The organism is Lysinibacillus sp. fls2-241-R2A-57 (assembly GCF_030209535.1).
GTDB lineage: Bacteria > Bacillota > Bacilli > Bacillales_A > Planococcaceae > Lysinibacillus.
The window spans coordinates 1-19,337 of sequence record NZ_JARVRU010000040.1 but is presented as its reverse complement, the minus strand read 5'-3'; the positions used below and the strand labels follow the sequence as shown (position 1 = coordinate 19,337).

General features: G+C 38.6%; 20 protein-coding genes and 1 pseudogene. 11 read left to right on the top strand and 10 right to left on the bottom strand.

The genetic code is table 11. The features are described from left to right. Window positions 1-43 precede the first annotated feature (43 nt). On the bottom strand, window positions 44-1,093 hold the full coding sequence (gene hemE, locus QRN68_RS08410) for a uroporphyrinogen decarboxylase (protein WP_285396361.1): 1,050 nt from the start codon (window positions 1,091-1,093) through the stop codon (window positions 44-46). Between the two features lie 254 nt (window positions 1,094-1,347). On the opposite strand from hemE, the gene QRN68_RS08405 reads away from it, so the two are divergent. Then, a complete protein-coding gene (locus QRN68_RS08405) occupies window positions 1,348-1,866 on the top strand; it encodes an antibiotic biosynthesis monooxygenase family protein (RefSeq protein ID WP_285396360.1) in 519 nt (172 codons plus the stop codon). A gap of 648 nt (window positions 1,867-2,514) precedes the next feature. After that, window positions 2,515-3,675 carry an amidohydrolase gene (locus QRN68_RS08400; protein WP_285396359.1) on the top strand — a complete coding sequence of 387 codons (1,161 nt, stop codon included), beginning with the start codon at window positions 2,515-2,517 and terminating at the stop codon, window positions 3,673-3,675. A 247-nt stretch (window positions 3,676-3,922) separates the two neighbouring features. Here the strand turns inward: QRN68_RS08400 and QRN68_RS08395 are convergent, their stop codons facing one another. Both QRN68_RS08395 and QRN68_RS08390 read right to left on the bottom strand, forming a co-directional pair. Further along, complete coding sequence (locus tag QRN68_RS08395) at window positions 3,923-5,107, bottom strand: ABC transporter permease (protein WP_285396358.1); 1,185 nt, start codon at window positions 5,105-5,107, stop codon at window positions 3,923-3,925. Next, window positions 5,091-5,840, bottom strand: a complete 750-nt coding sequence (locus QRN68_RS08390) for an ABC transporter ATP-binding protein (RefSeq protein ID WP_285396357.1) — start codon at window positions 5,838-5,840, stop codon at window positions 5,091-5,093. Before QRN68_RS08390 ends, QRN68_RS08395 begins: the two co-directional genes overlap by 17 nt. Window positions 5,841-5,944: 104 nt before the next feature. Here QRN68_RS08390 and QRN68_RS08385 point away from each other — a divergent pair, with 104 nt between their 5' ends. The 4 genes from QRN68_RS08385 to QRN68_RS08370 all read left to right on the top strand — a co-directional run bounded on the left by QRN68_RS08385 (window position 5,945) and on the right by QRN68_RS08370 (window position 8,348). After that, window positions 5,945-6,358 (top strand): HIT family protein, encoded by a 414-nt coding sequence (locus QRN68_RS08385; protein ID WP_285396356.1) that lies wholly within the window; start codon window positions 5,945-5,947, stop codon window positions 6,356-6,358. Between the two features lie 186 nt (window positions 6,359-6,544). After that, the gene (locus QRN68_RS08380) at window positions 6,545-7,075 is read left to right on the top strand and encodes a tryptophan transporter (RefSeq protein ID WP_285396355.1); all 531 of its coding nucleotides are present in this window, start codon (window positions 6,545-6,547) and stop codon (window positions 7,073-7,075) included. A gap of 160 nt (window positions 7,076-7,235) precedes the next feature. Continuing rightward, a complete protein-coding gene (locus tag QRN68_RS08375) occupies window positions 7,236-7,631 on the top strand; it encodes a YtxH domain-containing protein (protein WP_285396354.1) in 396 nt (131 codons plus the stop codon). A 156-nt stretch (window positions 7,632-7,787) separates the two neighbouring features. Further along, entirely contained in the window at window positions 7,788-8,348 is a 561-nt protein-coding gene (locus QRN68_RS08370) for an HTH-type transcriptional regulator Hpr (protein WP_285396353.1), read from the top strand. A gap of 245 nt (window positions 8,349-8,593) precedes the next feature. Here QRN68_RS08370 and QRN68_RS08365 read toward each other — a convergent pair whose 3' ends face one another. Next, window positions 8,594-8,800 carry a hypothetical protein gene (locus QRN68_RS08365; RefSeq protein WP_285396352.1) on the bottom strand — a complete coding sequence of 69 codons (207 nt, stop codon included), beginning with the start codon at window positions 8,798-8,800 and terminating at the stop codon, window positions 8,594-8,596. A 58-nt stretch (window positions 8,801-8,858) separates the two neighbouring features. Between QRN68_RS08365 and QRN68_RS08360 the strand changes: the two genes are divergently transcribed. Both QRN68_RS08360 and QRN68_RS08355 read left to right on the top strand, forming a co-directional pair. Next, window positions 8,859-9,404 (top strand): DUF3267 domain-containing protein, encoded by a 546-nt coding sequence (locus tag QRN68_RS08360; RefSeq protein WP_285396351.1) that lies wholly within the window; start codon window positions 8,859-8,861, stop codon window positions 9,402-9,404. Between the two features lie 70 nt (window positions 9,405-9,474). Further along, window positions 9,475-9,660 carry a hypothetical protein gene (locus QRN68_RS08355; RefSeq protein ID WP_285396350.1) on the top strand — a complete coding sequence of 62 codons (186 nt, stop codon included), beginning with the start codon at window positions 9,475-9,477 and terminating at the stop codon, window positions 9,658-9,660. Window positions 9,661-10,026: 366 nt separating this feature from the next. Here QRN68_RS08355 and QRN68_RS08350 read toward each other — a convergent pair whose 3' ends face one another. Next, window positions 10,027-10,146 (bottom strand): YjcZ family sporulation protein, encoded by a 120-nt coding sequence (locus tag QRN68_RS08350; protein ID WP_083227091.1) that lies wholly within the window; start codon window positions 10,144-10,146, stop codon window positions 10,027-10,029. A 144-nt stretch (window positions 10,147-10,290) separates the two neighbouring features. Between QRN68_RS08350 and QRN68_RS08345 the strand changes: the two genes are divergently transcribed. After that, a complete protein-coding gene (locus QRN68_RS08345; protein WP_285396348.1) occupies window positions 10,291-11,313 on the top strand; it encodes a peptidylprolyl isomerase in 1,023 nt (340 codons plus the stop codon). Window positions 11,314-11,473: 160 nt separating this feature from the next. Here the strand turns inward: QRN68_RS08345 and yhaM are convergent, their stop codons facing one another. The 3 genes from yhaM to QRN68_RS08330 are packed head-to-tail and all read right to left on the bottom strand — an operon-like array spanning window position 11,474 to window position 16,520. Then, entirely contained in the window at window positions 11,474-12,412 is a 939-nt protein-coding gene (yhaM, locus tag QRN68_RS08340) for a 3'-5' exoribonuclease YhaM (protein ID WP_285396347.1), read from the bottom strand. Continuing rightward, a complete protein-coding gene (locus QRN68_RS08335; protein ID WP_285396346.1) occupies window positions 12,409-15,309 on the bottom strand; it encodes an ATP-binding protein in 2,901 nt (966 codons plus the stop codon). The genes yhaM and QRN68_RS08335 overlap by 4 nt, the downstream gene beginning before the upstream one ends. After that, window positions 15,306-16,520: a metallophosphoesterase family protein gene (locus tag QRN68_RS08330; protein ID WP_285396345.1), complete on the bottom strand. Its 1,215-nt coding sequence runs from the start codon at window positions 16,518-16,520 to the stop codon at window positions 15,306-15,308. Before QRN68_RS08330 ends, QRN68_RS08335 begins: the two co-directional genes overlap by 4 nt. 346 nt (window positions 16,521-16,866) lie before the next feature. On the opposite strand from QRN68_RS08330, the gene QRN68_RS08325 reads away from it, so the two are divergent. Further along, window positions 16,867-17,052: a YhzD family protein gene (locus QRN68_RS08325; RefSeq protein WP_285396344.1), complete on the top strand. Its 186-nt coding sequence runs from the start codon at window positions 16,867-16,869 to the stop codon at window positions 17,050-17,052. A 67-nt stretch (window positions 17,053-17,119) separates the two neighbouring features. Here the strand turns inward: QRN68_RS08325 and QRN68_RS08320 are convergent, their stop codons facing one another. Further along, window positions 17,120-17,902, bottom strand: a complete 783-nt coding sequence (locus tag QRN68_RS08320; RefSeq protein WP_285396343.1) for an enoyl-CoA hydratase — start codon at window positions 17,900-17,902, stop codon at window positions 17,120-17,122. A gap of 138 nt (window positions 17,903-18,040) precedes the next feature. On the opposite strand from QRN68_RS08320, the gene trhO reads away from it, so the two are divergent. Further along, on the top strand, window positions 18,041-19,012 hold the full coding sequence (trhO, locus tag QRN68_RS08315) for an oxygen-dependent tRNA uridine(34) hydroxylase TrhO (RefSeq protein ID WP_285396342.1): 972 nt from the start codon (window positions 18,041-18,043) through the stop codon (window positions 19,010-19,012). Between the two features lie 47 nt (window positions 19,013-19,059). On the opposite strand, the pseudogene QRN68_RS08310 reads toward trhO, so the two are convergent. Further along, window positions 19,060-19,337, bottom strand: a pseudogene (locus QRN68_RS08310) (hypothetical protein); the annotation flags it as partial.

Genomic DNA, 19,337 nt, shown 5'->3' with positions numbered 1-19,337 from the left:
GAACAGGATATAAGATTTAAAATCTTGGTCACTTCTACATTATTTAAGAACGTGCTTGGATTTGTTGAGCACTATATTCATGAATTAATGTCGTTAAGCGTTTTAACACTTCTGGGTCTACCTCTGGGAATACACCATGACCTAAGTTAAAAATATGTCCAGGCATTTCTAAACCTTGATCAATAATATCTTTCGTACGCTTCTCAATAACAGACCAATCCGCAAGTAATAGCGATGGATCTAAGTTACCTTGAACTGGTTTTGTAATACCGTTTGCACGCGCTTCTTTAATTGGTAAACGCCAATCTAAGCCAACAACATCTATCGGTAAATCATTCCATTCTTTCGCTAAATGACTTGCACCAACACCAAACTGAATAAGTGGCACATTTTCTTTTTTCAACTCAGCAAAAATACGTGTCATAATTGGTTTAATGAAAACACGATAGTCTTCAACATTTAAAGCACCAACCCAAGAATCGAATACTTGGATCGCCTTTGCTCCCGCTTCAACTTGGGCAGTAACATCAGAAATAATCATGTCAGCTAATTTATCCATTAATGCAAACCAAGCTTGAGGCTCTGATACCATAAATGACTTTGTTTTATTATAGTTTCTTGAAGGCCCACCTTCAATCATATAGCTTGCAAGAGTGAACGGCGCCCCAGCAAAGCCGATTAATGGTACATTCAACTGCTCTTCTGTTAACAATTTTATCGTTTCTAAAACGAATGGTGTATGTTCTTTCGCATTGAATTCACCTAATTTTTCTATATCAGCGACAGATCGAATAGGGTTTGAAATTACAGGACCTACGCCTGCTTTAATTTCTACATCTACACCAATACCCGGAAGAGGCGTTACAATATCTTTGTATAAAATTGCCGCATCAACATTGTAATTTTCGACTGGTAAACGCGTTACATACGCGCAAAGCTCAGGTTGATGTGTAATTTCCTCTAATGAGTACTTTTCTTTTATTACACGATATTCTGGCTGAGAGCGTCCTGCTTGTCGCATATACCACACTGGTGTATGCTCCGTTCTTTCTCCTCGTGCAGCACGTAGAAGTGTATCATTAAAAGTTGTCATGAATATTTCCTTCCCCTCGATAAAATTTATATCGTAAAATTCTCTTGTTTATTTCGTTATTATTGATATCCGTTTTCAATAGTAAACGCTTCCTCTGATATTGTATAGTTTTCCTAGAGAAATGTCATAAAATTGTTCTTTCTAAGATTTTTTCTTTTTGACAAAGCTTTAGACTTACACTTAAATGGAGATAATCACACTAGATTATCAATTTAATGAAGATGAAGATGAACATTCATAAGGAGGGCAAATTTATGTATATTTATTTAACTTCTGGTACAGGTGATTTTTTACAACAGTTAAAAAATAAATATCCAAAAGAAGAAATGATTTTAATACACGGAGAAGGTAACTCTGTGCTTATACATGAAACAGAAGGGAAATCTGTATTTGCCACACCACGAAAGTTTGAAGTACTAGATTCAGTCCATAATTTAGAAGAACGCGGCTTCTTCTTCTTCAACAATATTCCCGTTACAGATGAAGGTCGACCAGTTTTTGAACATCGCGTTTTAAACCGAGCACGCGCTATAGAAGATGAGCCAGGCTTTGTAGCATTTCGACTACTCCGTCCATTAAACAGTGAAACCTACATTGTTATGACACAATGGCACGGTCCTCATTCATTTGAAGCATGGAAAAGCTCAAACGCCTTTACATCAGCCCATACTGAACTTGAAGAACCAACAGGCGTAAATCAGCAAAACATTTTCTCAGCAGCTTCCTATGTCACAACCTATAGCGTCGATCCAAAAGAAGAAGACGAAGCTTAGTTGAGGGGCGCGGGTATTTGCTACGCTTTCGCGGGTATTCTCCTCGGGCGCGCGGGTATTTACTACGCTTTCGCGGGTATTCCCCTGACGCGCGGGTATTTGCTACGCATTCGCGGGTATTCTCCCCGGACGCGCGGGTATTTGCTCCGCTTCCGCGGGTATTCCCCTGACGCGCGGGTATTTGCTTCGCTTTCGCGGGTATTTCACTCGGACGCGGGGGTATTTACTCTGCTTCCGCGGGTATTCCCCTCGGGCGCGCGGGTATTCTCCTCGGGCGCGCGGGTATTTACTACGCTTTCGCGGGTATTCCCCTGACGCGCGGGTATTTGCTACGCTTTCGCGGGTATTCTCCCCGGACGCGCGGGTATTTGCTTCGCTTTCGCGGGTATTCTCCTCGGACGCGCGGGTATTTGCTCCGATTCCGCGGGTATTCCCCGGACGCGCGGGTATTTACTCTTCTTCCGCGGATACTCCTCGGGCGCGCGGGTATTTGCTCCGCTTTCGCGGGTATTCTCCCCGGGCGCGCGGGTATTTGCTACGCTTCCGCGAGTACTCTCCCGTGAAAAGTGTTGACCTACGTTTTATCTTGTTAATAAAACTATTATTTTGTTAATACAATTGAAGATAATCTGTTTAAGGAGGTTTACTATGAACCAACATCTACTCGAAAAGATCGATGCTCATTTTGATGAAATGGTGGCTATTCGCCGTCATCTACATATGCATCCGGAGCTAAGCTTCCAGGAGCAAGACACCGCCAATTATATTGTTCAATTTTATAAAAAGTTAGTCGTGCCAGTCGAAGCTAATGTTAGTGGTTATGGTCTGATTGCACGGATTAAAGGAAGCAAGCCTGGCAAAACAATTGCCTTACGCGCAGACTTTGATGCACTTCCTATACAAGATGAAAAAGATGTACCATATAGATCAACTGTGCCTGGCGTAATGCATGCTTGTGGGCATGATGGTCATACGGCTACTTTGTTAATTATCGGTAAGCTATTGTGGGAAATGCGCGATGAGTTAGTTGGAGAATATGTACTAATTCACCAACATGCCGAAGAGGTTGATCCAGGTGGAGCAATTGGGATGGTACAGGCTGGGGCTTTGAATGGTGTTGATGCCATTTTTGGTACGCATCTTTCTTCTAACCATCCAACAGGCATGATTGGCTACCGCGTAGGGCCGACGATGGCTGCTGTTGATAGTTTTGAAATAAAAATTCAAGGCCAGGGCGGTCATGGCGCTCATCCGGATCAAACAAAGGATGCGATTGTTATTGGCTCTCAGCTTGTTATAAATTTACAACAGCTTGTCGCACGTCGTGTTGCCCCAACCGAATCGGCTGTTTTGTCAGTTGGTTCATTCGTGGCATCTAATGCTGACAATATTATTGCCGATACAGCCTATTTAAATGGTACAATTCGAACATTTAATAAGGATGTTCGTGAAACGATGGAACGTGAGTTTAAACGGATTATTCAAGGTACAGAAATTGCGCATGATTGTACAATTAAACTGAATTACCGTCGTGGCTACCCTGCAGTTGTAAATCATGAGAAGGAAACACTGTTTGTGCGTAATATCGCACAGGATATTTGCGATGTTACTGAGATTGAAGCAACTATGGGGGCTGAAGATTTCTCTTATTACTTAGAAGAAAAGCCAGGTACATTCTTCTTTACTGGTGCCGCACCAACTGAATATGCACCACATCATCATCCAAAATTCGATATAGATGAAAAAGGCATGCTTATTGCTGCAAAGGTATTAGTAACAGCAGCACTAGATTATCAATTAATAGAATAAAAAATAAAGCTCATTTTTCCAATCAAAGAATTGGAGAAATGAGCTTTTATAATTTGCTGATCACCATAACGTGGGTTGATTTCCGTTCCGACTGGGGTGTCCGATGAGCCGCTTCGCTGCAGGGTCTCATCTGTGGCGCTGTGAACCCGAGGAGTCGCCCAGTCTCCACTCCAATCAACTTATTCACATGGCATACATTTTAACAAAATGCATCTACCCTTTGGTGATAAGCCGAAATTAATCATATTCAGGATTTCGAGACTCTAGCAGTCAATTCACTAATAACCAAAATGATAATAATGGTTACATAAAACATAGGCTGTGTGATACCACATAGGCCAACGATAATAGCTTGAACTACCATCGCTAGTCGCACAATTTGTTTGACCGCTACTTTGCGTGCTTCATCTGGTAAAGGATAAAGCATGTCCATGCGGAATTCACCGCTTGCTAATAATGCTTGCTTTAACTGTATTGTTGTAGCAAAGCTCAATGCACCTGCAACAATCCATGTAACGACAGGGATATCTACAAAGGCTGCAATAACAGCTGAAATCACTGTTAATCGTAACCATAAATAAAAATGATCGTCTGTACGCACAAATGTCCGGAACACTAAGTACTTTTGAGCATTGTCCTTCTTGTACGACACAAATTTGTAAATCCAGTCAAGCCAACCACGACGGCGGATGCTTCCACGTAAATGCGGAACGTCTGTGAAATAATTAGCAAAACGATAGAAGCTCATCATGCGATTTTGTTCTAGCTTCACAAAATGCTCATACGGTACAGGCTCACCAGCACATTTTTTCCTAAATATAACAATATACACACACCCAATAGCAACAGCAATAAGTACTAAAATGAGTTGCATATTAAGCCCCATGTACACAGCAACACCAAAGATAACAGCTCGAATTAGCCTGTCCACCCAAATCATTTGACCACGTTCACTATAACGATAGCTAAATTCACCTTGAACGCTCAAATACTTCAATACAATAATAAGGAAGAAAACTGACCAAATCTCAAATGTTGTTAATTCAGTAACAGCCTTTAATAAAGGAATACTAACGATATAAACTATCGCTACAACCCAAATTTGTGACCAAAACGTCCACGCTAATGCCTTTTTAAAATACTGTGACATTTTTGATTCTAAAGGTAATAAATATACTTGGTCTGGCTCTCTCAAAAGTGAAGTTGGACGACTAAATGCTAGTAAAATCCCCACTACCACCGCAATTAAAATCACTGCTGGAAAATCAGGCTGTACGATTTTCAGCCATTCACTATATTGATAGCCCCCTGCTCCAATAAGAAATACTAGTACAATCGCTATATGCCCCGTAAAAATAAATCGCATATATTTTTGCACTTCACCTATATAATGCATGAAGCGAGAGGACCATACATCACGCAAGTTCTTCATGGTCGTGCTCCTTTGTCATTGCAATATATAAGTCATCTAATGTCGCATTTGGCATCGCAAATGCCTTGCGTAGATCCTCCATTGTTCCTTGTGCCCGCACACGACCTTCATGCAATAAAATTATGCGGTCACAATGCTTTTCAGCGGTCGATAAAATATGGGTCGACATTAATATAGAAGCGCCCTCTTTTTTCTTTTCATCCATTTGATCAAGCAAGGATTGAATCCCAAGCGGATCGAGTCCCACAAAAGGCTCATCAATAATGTAAAGACTTGGATTGACTAAAAAGGCGCACATAATCATAACCTTTTGACGCATCCCCTTTGAGAAATGCGATGGGAACCAATTAAGTCGTTTTTCCATTCGAAATTCCTTTAATAATAATTGCGAACGTGCTGCTAGCGTTGCTTCATCTAACCCGTAAGCCATTGCAGTTAATTCTAAATGTTCACGTAATGTTAGCTCATCGTATAATACAGGTGTTTCAGGAATATAAGAAAATGCTGTACGATACTTGTCCGTATTTTCCTTTAACGTCACACCATTTAAACGAATGTCTCCTTCTTTTGGAAGCATCGTTCCAATAATATGCTTAATCGTTGTACTTTTACCAGCACCGTTCAAGCCGATTAAGCCAACCAACTCTCCTTTTTCAATTGTAAATGATAAATCTTTAATTACAGGCTTTCTTGTATAACCACCTGTCACATGTTGTACCTCTAATACCGTCATGCCCTCACTCCTCTTCTTGTTTATATTTTATCAAAAATTAGCAAATGATACAGTTATGAGTGTGATAGAATGTACTTACATATAAAATAAGGGGGAATTTTCAAATGAGCGATTGCCTATTTTGCAAAATCATTGATGGATCCATTCCGAGTACAAAAATTTATGAAGACGAACATGTCTATGCATTTACTGACATTTCGCCTGTAGCAAAAGGTCATACACTATTAATCCCAAAACATCACTGTAAGGATCTATTTGAAATGCCTGCGGATGTGGCTAGCAACTTATATGCAGTAGCACCGAAAATTGCAAATGCTATTAAAGCTGCTTTTAATCCAATTGGACTGAATACAATTAATAATAACGGTGCTGCAGCTGGACAAACTGTTTTCCACTACCACTTACATTTTATTCCGCGTTACGATGAAAAAGAAGGTTTGGGCTTAATTTGGCAAACGCAAAAATATACACCAGAGCAATTAAGTGACGTTGCAGAAAGCATTAAAGCCAACCTTTAAATCAATTATACCTCGGCATAATTGCGTCCGGAATCGAAAAGAAGTTAAATGGCAAACACTTGAATTATCAGAATAGTATATTGCAATTTACTTGTATTTATCGTACAATCACAAATAAGTTTCGCTAACGGTCATGAGGACACGTTAGGAGACAAATAGATTAGCTCAGTTGAGGAGAGATTAGAAATGAATACAAAGAATTTAGTTTTAATGGCACTTTTAGTTGGTGTCGGTGCTGCACTTTATGTAGTTACACCAGGTATGGTAAATGGCATGAAGCCTGATTTCATGCTAACAATGATGTTTATTGGCATTTTATTGTTCCCTACTGTTAAAGAAACGTTTTTACTTTCTTTAGTGACAGGTGTACTTTCCGGATTGTTTACAACGTTTCCGGCTGGCCTTGTTCCAAATATTATCGATAAAGCAGTTACAGGTTTTGTCTTTTTAATTGCCTTACTTGTACTAAAAAAATTGGTAAACAATTTCGTCGTATCAGCTAGCTTAGTTGGTTTAGGAACAATTTTATCTGGAACTGTCTTTTTAGCAGTAGCACTTTTTGTGTTCAACGCAAATGTTGGTGCAACATTCGCTGTTCTTTTTGTAGGTGTTGTACTACCTGCTGTAGCATTTAATGTCATCGCTTTTGCAATTATTTATCCTATAGTTGCAAAATTAGTGAAACGTTCTAAATTCAAGACAGCTATTTCAATTTAACAAAAAGCTGCATAAGCTAGAAAATGCACTTTAATCTAACAAAGGAAGCTAAACTGTGATACAAAATCACTCGTTTAGTTTCTTTTTTCTTTTTGTATCTGTGCATTTCATGGTTTAATAGTAGATAACACATAACAATTATAGAAATGAGGTATTCAATATGAAAGCAAAACCATTTTTATTTGGACTGACAGCTGGGATTGTCGGCGGGACAATCGCTGTACTTTTTTCAACTCCTCAATCAGGACAACAATTACGCGCTAATTTGCGAGCAAATGCTGAAAGTACTAAGGACAAACTTTTAGATGTGAAGCAGCAAGTAGACACAGTGAAACAATCCGTTAATTCATTAACAATTGAAGTGAAAAATAATATACCACAAATAGTAAATGATTTAAAACAAACAATAGCTACATTTACAGAAGAAATCGAGCCGTCAAAGAATAACTTACAACAAGAAATAGAAGCATTACAGAATTCAATAAGCGAAATCGAGAAAAATGTCGCACAATTCACAGAAAAAGGGAAAAAGTCACAAGAAAAAATTAGCGACTAAAGCCCTCCATGAACACTGGAAAATCTATATTTTTATTAAAAATAATTGCTATAATATCATTTTTTAACCACTTTTCAATTTTTTAATTTTTCTAACTTTAAACTTTTTTTCTTTATTGCTATAATATTTTTAAAATGTTAAAGAAAGCAGTAGGTGATGGCTTTGTCAGAGGAATTATATACTCAAAAAGAAGCGATGCTTTATAGTCAAAGAATTGCGCAATTATCAAAAGCCTTATGGAAAGCGGTTGAAAAAGATTGGCAGCAATGGATTAAACCCTACGATTTAAATATTAACGAACATCATATTTTATGGATTTCGTATCATTTAAAAGGGGCTTCGATTTCCGATGTAGCAAAGTTTGGGGTTATGCACGTTTCGACTGCATTTAATTTTTCTAAGAAGTTAGAAGAGCGTGGATTCCTAAAGTTTTCAAAGCGGGATGACGACAAACGTAATACGTATGTTGAGTTAACAGAAGCAGGTACAGACCTTATTATTGAAATGAACAATAATTATCATAATACGTATCATTCTGTGCTTGAAGGCTCGTTAGCTTTAAAAGACTTATACGGACGCTTCCCAGAATTTTTAGATGTTATGGCTGTTATTCGTAATATATACGGAGAAGACTTCATCGACATCTTCGAGCGTTCCTTCCAGCACTTCCGTAATTCCTTGGACTCGATGGAAGAACGTTCAACTGTAAAAGGATGAAAGTGAGCTAATCGAGCTTTTAAGGTCCGTTATTCATGAAGGCAGTACAGACTCAGTCTCGATTTTATCATGGAAATGCTTCTTACTGACCAATCAATTATGCCTCGGCATAATTGCGTCCGGAATCGGCTTTGAGCTTAGGCCTGCACGATGCAGGTCAGTTAGCCGTTATCGCATGGATGCGATGATTTTAGGCTAACATCCCCTAAGCACTCCTTTCCGATTCCGTGACATCGGCCAGAGGCTTAACTTCTTTCAGCGGGTGTTTGGACACCCGCTGAAAAGTAACTTAAATTCGCATTCATCTCATTACCTATAGAGGTGGGAGACTTCTGTAGCTGACGCTTTGCTTTCGCTACAAAAGACATTTGCTGAAAGAAGTTAAAGTGAGAGAAGATAAATGCTAAAAGAGGTATTTCAGAAATTTCTGAGATACCTCCTTTTTCTTGCATTCTAACATAAATCAATTTACATTAAATAGGACCCTTCCTATTACGGAGTTGATAAACCATGCATTGTTGGAAAATTTTAAACCTAGAACATCATTACGGAACAACGCGTATCATACTAATGTCTGTAATTGTTTTTTTAACCGTCTTTTCTCTTTCCTATGTAACACTTAATTTATTTAATGACGAGCACTATACCGATCATTTATTATGGCTATTTGTTATTGCTATATTAGCACTCTATCCAATTCATAAATGCTTTCACTTTCTAGCATTGTATGATTTACGTCAACATTTAAAATTGCGTGTGCGTACCCAATTCTATGTTATTCCTGTTCTACACATGCGTATTCAGGAGCCTTTATCGAAAAATCGTTATATTTTAGCTTTACTCACGCCATTTATTGTTATAAATACAGGTATTTTAATAGGTACATTGCTATTCCCTGCATATACCCATTACGGCACATTGCTTTTAGCTTACCATTGTAGTCTATGTTTAATTGATATTTTGTATGTGAAGTATTTATTGAATTCACCTAAAGACTCCCAAATTGAAGAGACACCAAAGGGCTATGAAATTTTAGTGCCGCCCACTATTCACTAAATTGCTTGTACTTGTGTTTTATGAACGTTTTTTGTTATGCTATTAATACTGAAAGAGGGGAGGAATAGACTTGCTATTAATGATTGTAGTTCTATTCTCGGTATTCTATTTATTTCAAATAAACCGCATGACTTATGCACTGTGCATGCGACGTGAAATTCCCGAAGAAAAACAGCCAAAAATATTCCGAACTATAAATATACTGATTACAATTTTACTTGTCTCATTTTATATTGAAATTTTATATGCTGTATAGTTAAAAAGAAAAAGTGCAGCCGCGCCCGTTTGCTCGCATGGAGGTAAGTTTGACACCCCATGTGACATCGCGTTCTTACCAATCTTATTTTGGGGACGCGACCCCAAGCGTGCGCGCGAATGCCTTTTATTGTTAAGAAAAGCTAAGGACGATTTAATCCTTAGCTTTTCGCCATTTTAACCTACATATAACCGGCAGTAAGACTCGACTTCAAACTGATCGGGGTAAATCAGAGTATTTGGGGAGCGACTGCCAGTAAATCATGCCACCAGGATGTTGGTCACACAAGCGTTTTCACAAGATATGACCTCTATCCTTTAGAGAAGAGGGAAATGAACCCCTCTGAATGAAGTTTCATTTTATCAATTAGTATAGGAACGCTGCACCAACAATAATTAATAAAATAAATAACACGACTATTAAAGCAAAGCTTGAGCCTGAACCATAGCCGCCGCCGCCACCGCCGCCGTATCCTCCGCTGCCCATAACTTCACCCCCTTTCTTTTCTATATCCTATGCGCTTCAAAATTAGAAATATAGGCTATACTCAAGGGGGGAACCATTTTGTTTTTAATACGTTTATGTTATAGTAAGCAATGGACGAAACCACGTTAGGAGAGAATATCTACTATGAAAAAGACAGTTTTATCTGTAACATTAGCCGCTTCGGTACTAGCGCTCGGTGCTTGTAGCGGAGGAGACAAAGAAACGATTGTTACTTCAAAAGCAGGCGACATTTCAGTTGCTGACTTTAATGAAACAGCAAAAACTTTAGCAGGCCCTGCTATAATACAACAAATGGTGTCTGAAAAATTATTAGCTGATAAGTACGAAGTAACAGATAAAGAAATCCAAGAAGCTTATGACGCAATGGCTTCGCAATTCGGTGGTAACTTTGACAAAGTTCTTAAAGAAAATGGCTTAACTGAAAAAGACTTTAAAGAAACTTTACGCTTCCCACTTCTTCAAGAAAAAGCTTTAAAAGATAAAGCTATTAAAGAAGAAGATGTAAAAAAATATTATGAGCAAATGAAAACAGAGTTAAATGGTCGTCATATTTTAGTGGCAGATGAGAAAACTGCTAATGAAGTTATTGCCAAAATTAAAGGCGGCGCACCTTTTGCGGACGTAGCAAAAGAATACTCAACTGATACTGGCTCTGCTCCAAAAGGCGGAGAGCTAGGCTGGTTCTCTGTTGGCGCAATGGTAGAGGAATTTAATGATGCTGCTTATGCCCTTCCTTTAAATACATTAAGCGAACCTGTAAAAACAAGCTTTGGTTACCACATTATTGAAATTACGGACAAGCGTGATGTAAAAGGTGTTGGCTCATTCAAAGACGAAGAAGATAACATTCGTACACAAATGCTAGGTAAATTAAAGAATACAGGTGAAGATCAGAAGATCATTAAAGATATCGTTGCAAATCTTGCGAAGGACGCTGATGTAAAAACATCTGATAAAGAATTCAAAGCAGCTATAGACGCCCTTTCAACAACAAGTGAAGAACAAGCTAAAAAAGCTGAAGAAGCAGCTAAAAAAGCTGAAGAAGACGCTAAAAAAGCTGAAGAAAAAGCGGCTAAAGAAAATAAAGATAACAAAGATAAATCTGAAGATAACAAAGACAAATCTGAAGATACAGAATCTAAATAGTTGTTATTTTTACTATATGAAAAAGGGTTACGCTAATACAGGCGTAACCCTTTTTGTATGCTGTTTTTTTGAAATAAAGTTATTCTATCAAAGCAAATGAAAAGGATTCATTTTTTTGATTTAAGACAGCTTTCAAACATCCCCAAACAGTGATGAACATTTACTTAATAGTCGGCTTATAAAACGATCGATTATCAAGTGGGAATAGTCTCTCCGTAAATTCTCCTGGCGCTGTTTTGCCAAGTGCTCGTGTTAACATGTTCATCTTCGCATCAATATTATCAATATAATGCAAAATTTCCGCTTCTTGAATCATCGGTTTTTTCGGGCTGCCCCATTCTTCTTTACCGTGGTGAGATAGCACCATATGTTGCAATAGCATTACTTCTTCGCCCTCGATCTCTAGTTCACTAGCAATCATAGCGATTTCATTAACCATAATCGTAATATGGCCTAGTAAATTCCCCTCAACAGTATACATTGTTGCAACTGGTCCTGATAACTCAACAACCTTACCAATATCATGTAAAATAATTCCTGCATATAACAAATCTCTATTTAATGTAGGATATAGATCAGCAATGGCTTTACCAAGTCTCAACATTGACACCATATGATCTAGTAAGCCTGATGCATAATCATGATGATTTTTCGTTGCAGCTGGATATACTAAAATAGCATCCTGATGTTTTTTAATAGTTGCTCGGGTAATTCGTGATATATTTGGATTTTTAATATCAAAGAAAAATTGCGTTAACTCTTCATATAATTGTTCTTTTGGAGTTGCTGCGGAAGGAACTAAATCATTAATAGCAATTCCCTCCTCTGGTTTTGCTACACGGATTGCTTTTATACGCAATTGATTTTTGCCGCGGTAGTCATGAATTTCTCCACCTACACGTACAATTGCCTCAGCGTGGTACGTTTTTTCGTGCTCTTCATTTGTATCCCATAGCTTTGCCTCAATATCTCCACTTTTATCTTGTAATAACAGTGACATAAATGGCTTTCCAACTGTGGTAACCCCTTTTGTCGCTTGTTTAATTAATAAAAATTGATCAACTGATTCTCCAACCTGGAGCGTCGTAATACCCTTCATGTTGACGCCACTCCCCTTTCATTTGCTAGTGCCCCTACATCGACAATTTGGTCTTTCTGCCAATGCTCGAGCATCGCGTCATGGCAAGTAAAATATAAAATCTGACGTTCATACCCTACTTCTTTCATTAATTGTACCATTTTGTCTGTACGGTTTCGATCAAAATGGACAAAAGGATCATCCATAATAAATGGAAATGGAGCAGAAGCTGTAAGTGTTTTAGCTAGTGCCATGCGTAACGAAATATAAGCTTGCTCCTTCGTTGCCTGTGATAGTTCTGCCATTTGATAACGTAATCCAGAAACATCCTGTGCAACAAAATAGCCTTCATCATTAATTAAAAGCTTATCGTAACGTCCACCTGTTAACAAATTAAACATTGCATTAACCTCTGTCAAAACATGTGGTAATTTTTCTTCTCTCAGGCGGAATAATGTTTCATGTATCGCAGTAGCCAATGCCTTTTTTGCAGTCCATTGTCCTATCAGCTGCTGCAACACTGATTTCTCTTGTTCAAACTGTTGAAGCAACTGACCGTATTTCTCATCGTTTAGAAGATTCTCCTTTTGAATTTGTAGCGTCGCTCGTTGTTCTATGCAATGATCTATTGATAACTGCAATGCGTCCCGCTCCTCTTCTAAAGCAAGCATTTTTTCATGAAGCTGTTCTTCGTCTATCAATAACTGCTCGTTGTCTACATCCAGTGAAATAAGCTGACTCTGAATTGTTTGAAGTTCTGTCTTTATTTTTTGCTGTAGCTCAAATTGTTCATGAGTCTCATAGTAAACCTTCTCTGATTGAACATTTGCAGCATTAAATAACTGAGTAATTTCAGACTCATAGCTCTCTATATGAGATTGTACTCCTTGAATTTTGGTCTGAAGGCTAGTCAATTGCTCTTTTGATTGTTCGGACACTTGCTGCTCCTGCTGCAAAGTAAGGAATGTAGTGCGTAAATGCATAAAGATTTCCTGCTCACTATATTCTGCCTTTAACACTCGCTGCGCTTGTTCTAATAACTCATTTTTTTCCGCTTGTATCGATTGTAGTAGGGTACATGTACTCTTCTTTTTCGCTGCCAGCTCTTGAACACCACGAATGCGCATAAACAGCTCTGGTAATAATGTTTTCGGTACATTCTCCTCTAGCCGATAGCGCCGTAAAAATTGTTGAAGCGACTGAGTGACTTCTTCACTCACCTGCTCAGCCTGCTGAATTTTATATTCAAGTTTCACATAGTGCCGTTCTTTTTCTTGCTGTTGCTCATTTACATGTAACCAGCGATCCTCAAGTCTTTGTTTTTTTAGCAGTATGGCTTGAGCAATATTTTCCTCCTGCTCTAACTCACGTATTTCCTGACTAGATTGTTTACTTGGCGCTTCATGTGCTTGTCTAGCAAATTTTAAATATAAAATAATAAACAATGACATAACCGCCCCTATGACGATTACAGCCATATTTTTTTCAAAAACACCATAAATAAACGACAGTACACTTATTGCTAACACAATAAATATAAATACACTTGGTTGTTGCTGTTTCGAGCGTTGTGACCTTCCATAACGCAATTGATCGAGCTTTCGCTTACGCTGAGGCCACTGTGCTAAAATATGTTCTTCCTCAGTAGATAATGACTCCTGTTTAAGTTGTTGTTTCTGTTGAGCAATCGTATCTAATTCTGCATGTATTTGCTCCAGCGAACGCAGATGAAATTTTAGTTCTTCTTCCGCTTCTTCTAATAGGCTTAATTGCCGTTGAAATTGTTCCTCTTGCTGTAATGATACTGTTTCCTCAAGCAGAATATCTTGTGCTGTTTTTTCCTGTACACCTAATAAACGAAATTGTGCTTCTATTTCTTGCTCGAGTAAATACAGCTCATCCATCAAGTTTTGTTCCTTCACAACTACCTGATTCCATGTTGCTTCCTTATTCAAAAGTCGAGCCATTTCAGTAATAGTTTGCTCGTCCACTGTTAACTGCAGTTTATTTTGTAATACCTGATACTGCTCCTTCAACTGCTCCATTTGTAGTGTTTCATGCATAAGGCGATCCTTTAATTGCTCATAACGCCGGATGCCTTCTGGCGGAAACTGCACATGTCCATAACTTTTTAGCGTCTGTTCAAAAGCCGTTTGCTGTTTCATAAGTGGCATCGCCTGCTTAAGAATTGTTAGCTGCTGCCAATTTTGCTGCTGTTTTTTTTGCTGGTTATATAACCCTTCTAGCCTTTGATCAAGCTGTTGTAATTGCAATAATTTATCCTCAAAGGTCTGAATATTGCCTTGTTCTTGTTTAATTGTGCGTTCTAGCTTTTTTAAATGCTCCAATTTTTGATTAATGAGCGGCACCTTACCTGATTTTTTAAAAAGCTCACTAGCATCTTTGTCCAATTTCTTTTCTAGAGACGATAACTGCTGAATCCCTGTTGTCCCAGAGGCAAGCAACAAATGTGTCAGCTCTTCTTCTGACATTTTTTCAATGCCCTGTAGCTCATGTAATGAAAAAGAAAAAATCGACTCAAAGGATGCTCTTGAATAGCCATATAGTAGTTTTGCTAGAAGCTCTTCATGCCCTGTTGTTCCGTCTTCCAGATAAACTGTAACATCTCCGACTGCCTTCCCTTTAACACGTTCTATGGTGCATTGCCCATAAGTCGGATGCAAAATTGTTAGCTGACCACCAAATTTAGTAGATATCTTTGGCTCATATTTACGTTGCGTTTGCTGCTTCGTAGGAAAACCAAAAAGCACTTGTAAAATAAACTGTTGAATAGTTGTTTTACCCGCTTCATTCATACCATAAAAAATGGTAACACCTTCATGTAAGGAAATTGTGATGTTTTCATGCTTGCCAAAGCCATAAATTTGGATTTTTTGTATCGTTAGTATGTTATTCACGCCCTTTGAATTTCTTCAGTTAATAATTCTTGTGCGTTGTGCATTAAATTTTTTATATCCTGTTCTGTTAAAGGGTCAATGAGTCTTGCACCACCCGCATGTTGGTACAAATCCTTTAAAATATCCTTCCATTCTGAAATATCCCATTGCTCCATTAAGTTCATCACAGATTCAGTTGCAGCAGTATGCTCAAACAATACTGACGATTGATGTAACACGAGCTTTTGCACCCAGCACATCGGTTCAATCCCATCCTCTGCTTCTCTAATAGTTTCTAGCCATGCATCTACTGTAGCATGTTCAAATAAAGATTGTGATTGTTCATCTATATTTTTTAAGTGAAGTTCAACAACAGATGCCCCATACTCCTGACGATTGAGCGTTAGTGCTTCTTCACATTTCCCTAGTAGTTCATTTGCATGAAACACATTCTTGCAATCCACCTCTACCGTGTTATATACAACAGCTGAAGTCGGTACAAATTCCAGGTCAGCAGTGGTTTGGGACAAGGTTACGTCATAAAAGCCTTTTATCCCCTGCTCTTTCCGATGTCGGCTTTGAATATTGCCTGGATAAACAATCGGTGGATTTTGATGTAAAAGTTGTCGTTTATGAATATGTCCTAAAGCCCAGTAATGATAGTTTTTTTCAAGAAGTTGATCTTTTGTGAAAGGGGCATAAACATCATGGGTAGTATCGCTAGCTTCACTACCATGAAGCATTCCAATATGAATAACATGCTGGTCCTGTGCAATTGGATAACTATCGATCATTGATTTCTTTATATGACGTTCACCATAGCTGAAGCCATAAATATTGACTTGCTGACCACGTATTTTTAACTGTACAACACTAGTTTCCGCTGGTAACTCATACACATTGCTAGGTAAGGCAAAGCGAGTCCAAGCACCATTTAAGTGATCGTGATTACCATAGCTTAAAATAACAGGAATATTATGCTGAAAAAGTTTTTCCATTGCCTCTTGAAATCGTCTTTGTGCCTGTAAACTACGATTTTCCCCATCATATATATCACCGACAATTAGTAAAAAATCAGGTTTCTCCTGAATGGCTTTCTGAATAATTTTATCAAAAGCTTCAAAAGTACTTGTTCGAACTTTTTTTAAATTATTATCAGGCAAACCAAATAAGCCCTTAAATGGACTATCTAAATGTAAATCCGCTGTATGGAAAAAACGAATTGCTGACATCTCATCACCTCAAGTAGTAGATAATTTGCATCTTGGCGTCATCTGTTATCACTCGCAAAGCAGTAACGTGATTTTCAAAAGTTGCTACGAAATCATTTTACTAATCGCTTCTGTGTCTCATTTTTTATGCTAAGACATTCGTGAATCACGCCGAAACCGAATATTTGTTCTATTTTATCATACTTCACATAAGATGAGAAATTTATTCATAAAATATTCATCAGTAATATCGCCTTATTTTTTCCACATCTTTCGCTATTTATCGAAATATTCGCTAGTTTTACCGTGAAGTTTATAAATCTTCTATGTATAATAGAATTATATTTACGTAAAAGGTGGGGTTTGTATGAAGAATTATCGTTTTACTGCTTTTGAAAAAACTGGGGAAACATTATTTGATGAAACTTGGACATTCGAAAACGATGAAGCTGCCAAAATTAACGGTCAACAGCAAATCATGGAAAAAGGTGTTGCCGAAAAAACTCATCGCCTTGTTAACTCTTCAGGTAAACTAATCTTATTCCATGTCTAACAGTGGCTAATAAAAGGCACGTAGTAAACTTTACTACGCGCCTTTTACTATTATCTTTATCAATTATTCATTTTCCCACGAAGACAGGCGCTCTTTTCTCTACAAATGCCTGAATTCCTTCTAAATGATCAGCTGTCTTACGCATTGCTGTCTGCCCCTCTGCTTCCATCGCCAAAATACTCTCTAATTGCGGTAAATTTTGAGCATGTAGAATTTTTTTAGTCGCAATCATCGACGCCATTGGAGAAGCAAGCATTTTTCCAACTAGTTGGTCTGTGATCGCAAAAACAGTCCCATCTGGTGCAACATAGTCAATTAATCCTACATCATGTGCTTCTGGTGCAGTTAATACTTTTCCTTCCCAGATCATTTGTTTAGCTTTGACAGTACCTACACGTTCCTTCATAAAGAAATGACCGCCACCATCAGGGACAAGTCCTATGCCTATGAAATTCATAGCAAGCTTACTGTTTTCACATGCAACCACTATGTCTGCCCCTAAAGCTAGACTAAAACCTAATCCAGCAGATGCGCCATGAACCGCAGCAATGACGATCATCGGTAGCTGGTAATATGCCTTGACAATACGTGTTAAATAAACCATTGCCTCATTAATATTAAGTGGCCTATTTGGATCTAGCATCGCTTTAATATCGCCACCTGCAGAAAAGACTTTTCCTTCTCCGCGAATAACAAGCACTTGTATTTCTTGTTCCTGCTGTAGTGCCTCGAAGCATTCTGCTAATTCTCGCATCATAACATCATCCATCGCATTCATGGCTTGTGGTCGATTTAATGTTAATGTTGCACGACGTTCTAATTTTTCTAATGTAATCGTTGAAAATTCCATCCTTACACCCCCAAATATGAATAGTCATTCACTATGTACTATTCGTGCTTTTTTAGAAAACTCCTTCTATCCTACGCAAAATTGCACTTGATATGCTATATTAAAGGACGAATATTGATTTAAAGGTGGTTAAGTATTGTGACACAGAAAGACTATCGTGTATTGCTTTTTTATAAATATATAGCTATTGAGGACCCTGTGACATTTGCAGAAGAGCATTTAGCACTTTGTGAAGAAATTGGGCTTCTTGGTCGCATTTTAGTTGGACTCGAGGGAATTAATGGAACCGTTTCTGGTACAGTCGAGCAAACCGAGGCTTACATGAATCATATGAAGGTAGACCCTCGTTTTAGCGACATTATGTGGAAAATAGATGAAGCTGAAGGGCATACCTTTAAAAAAATGCATGTCCGCCCTCGTCGAGAAATTGTACATCTTGGTTTAGAAGATGATATTAATCCTTTAGAAATAACAGGAGATTATTTATCACCAAAGGAATTTATGGAGCGTATGCAGGAGGATAATACGGTCATTATTGATGCACGTAATGATTATGAATATGACCTCGGGCATTTCCGTGGCGCTATTCGTCCAGATATTGAAAACTTCCGCGACCTACCAGCTTGGATGGAGGCCCATAAAGAGGATTTTGAAGGCAAGAAAGTTTTAACTTACTGCACAGGTGGTATCCGCTGCGAAAAATTCTCTGGCTGGTTAAAACGTGAAGGCTATGGAGAAAGTGTTGGCCAACTACATGGCGGTATTGCCACGTATGCAAAAGACCCTGAAGTAAAAGGTCAGCTATGGGATGGGCAAATGTTCGTCTTTGATCGACGTCGCAGTGTACCCATTAATCAGGTTGAGCATGTGATTGTCGGTAAGGATTTCTTCACTGGTGAACCGACAGAACGTTATACAAACTGTGCAAATCCTGAATGCCATAAATTAATGCTTTGCGAGGAAAAGCATGAGGCCTTTTATATGCGCAGCTGTTCAGACGAATGCCGCCGCGCAGAACGTAACTTCTTCGTTGAAAAGAATGGTTGGACAAAAGAGCAAATTGAGGAACAAATCGCTAAAATCGCTGAAGTTCAAAAATCTTCTTTATAATAAAAAAAGAGCATCACCCGCATGTAAAATTTGGGAGATGCTCTTTTTCATGGCTTACCTGAGCGGTTTTTCGGCTTACCTGAGCCCTTTTCACTTGGACCCGAGCGGTTTCTCGGCTTACCCGAGCGCTTTTCACTTGGACCCGAGCGGTTTCTCGGCTTACCCGAGCGCTTTTCACTTGGACCTGAGCGGTTTCTCGGCTCACCCGAGCGCTTTTCACTTGGACCCGAGCGGTTTCTCGGCTCACCCGAGCGGTTTCTCGGCTCACCCGAGCGGTTTCTCGGCTCACCCGAGCGCTTTTCACTTGGACCTGAGCGGTTTCTCG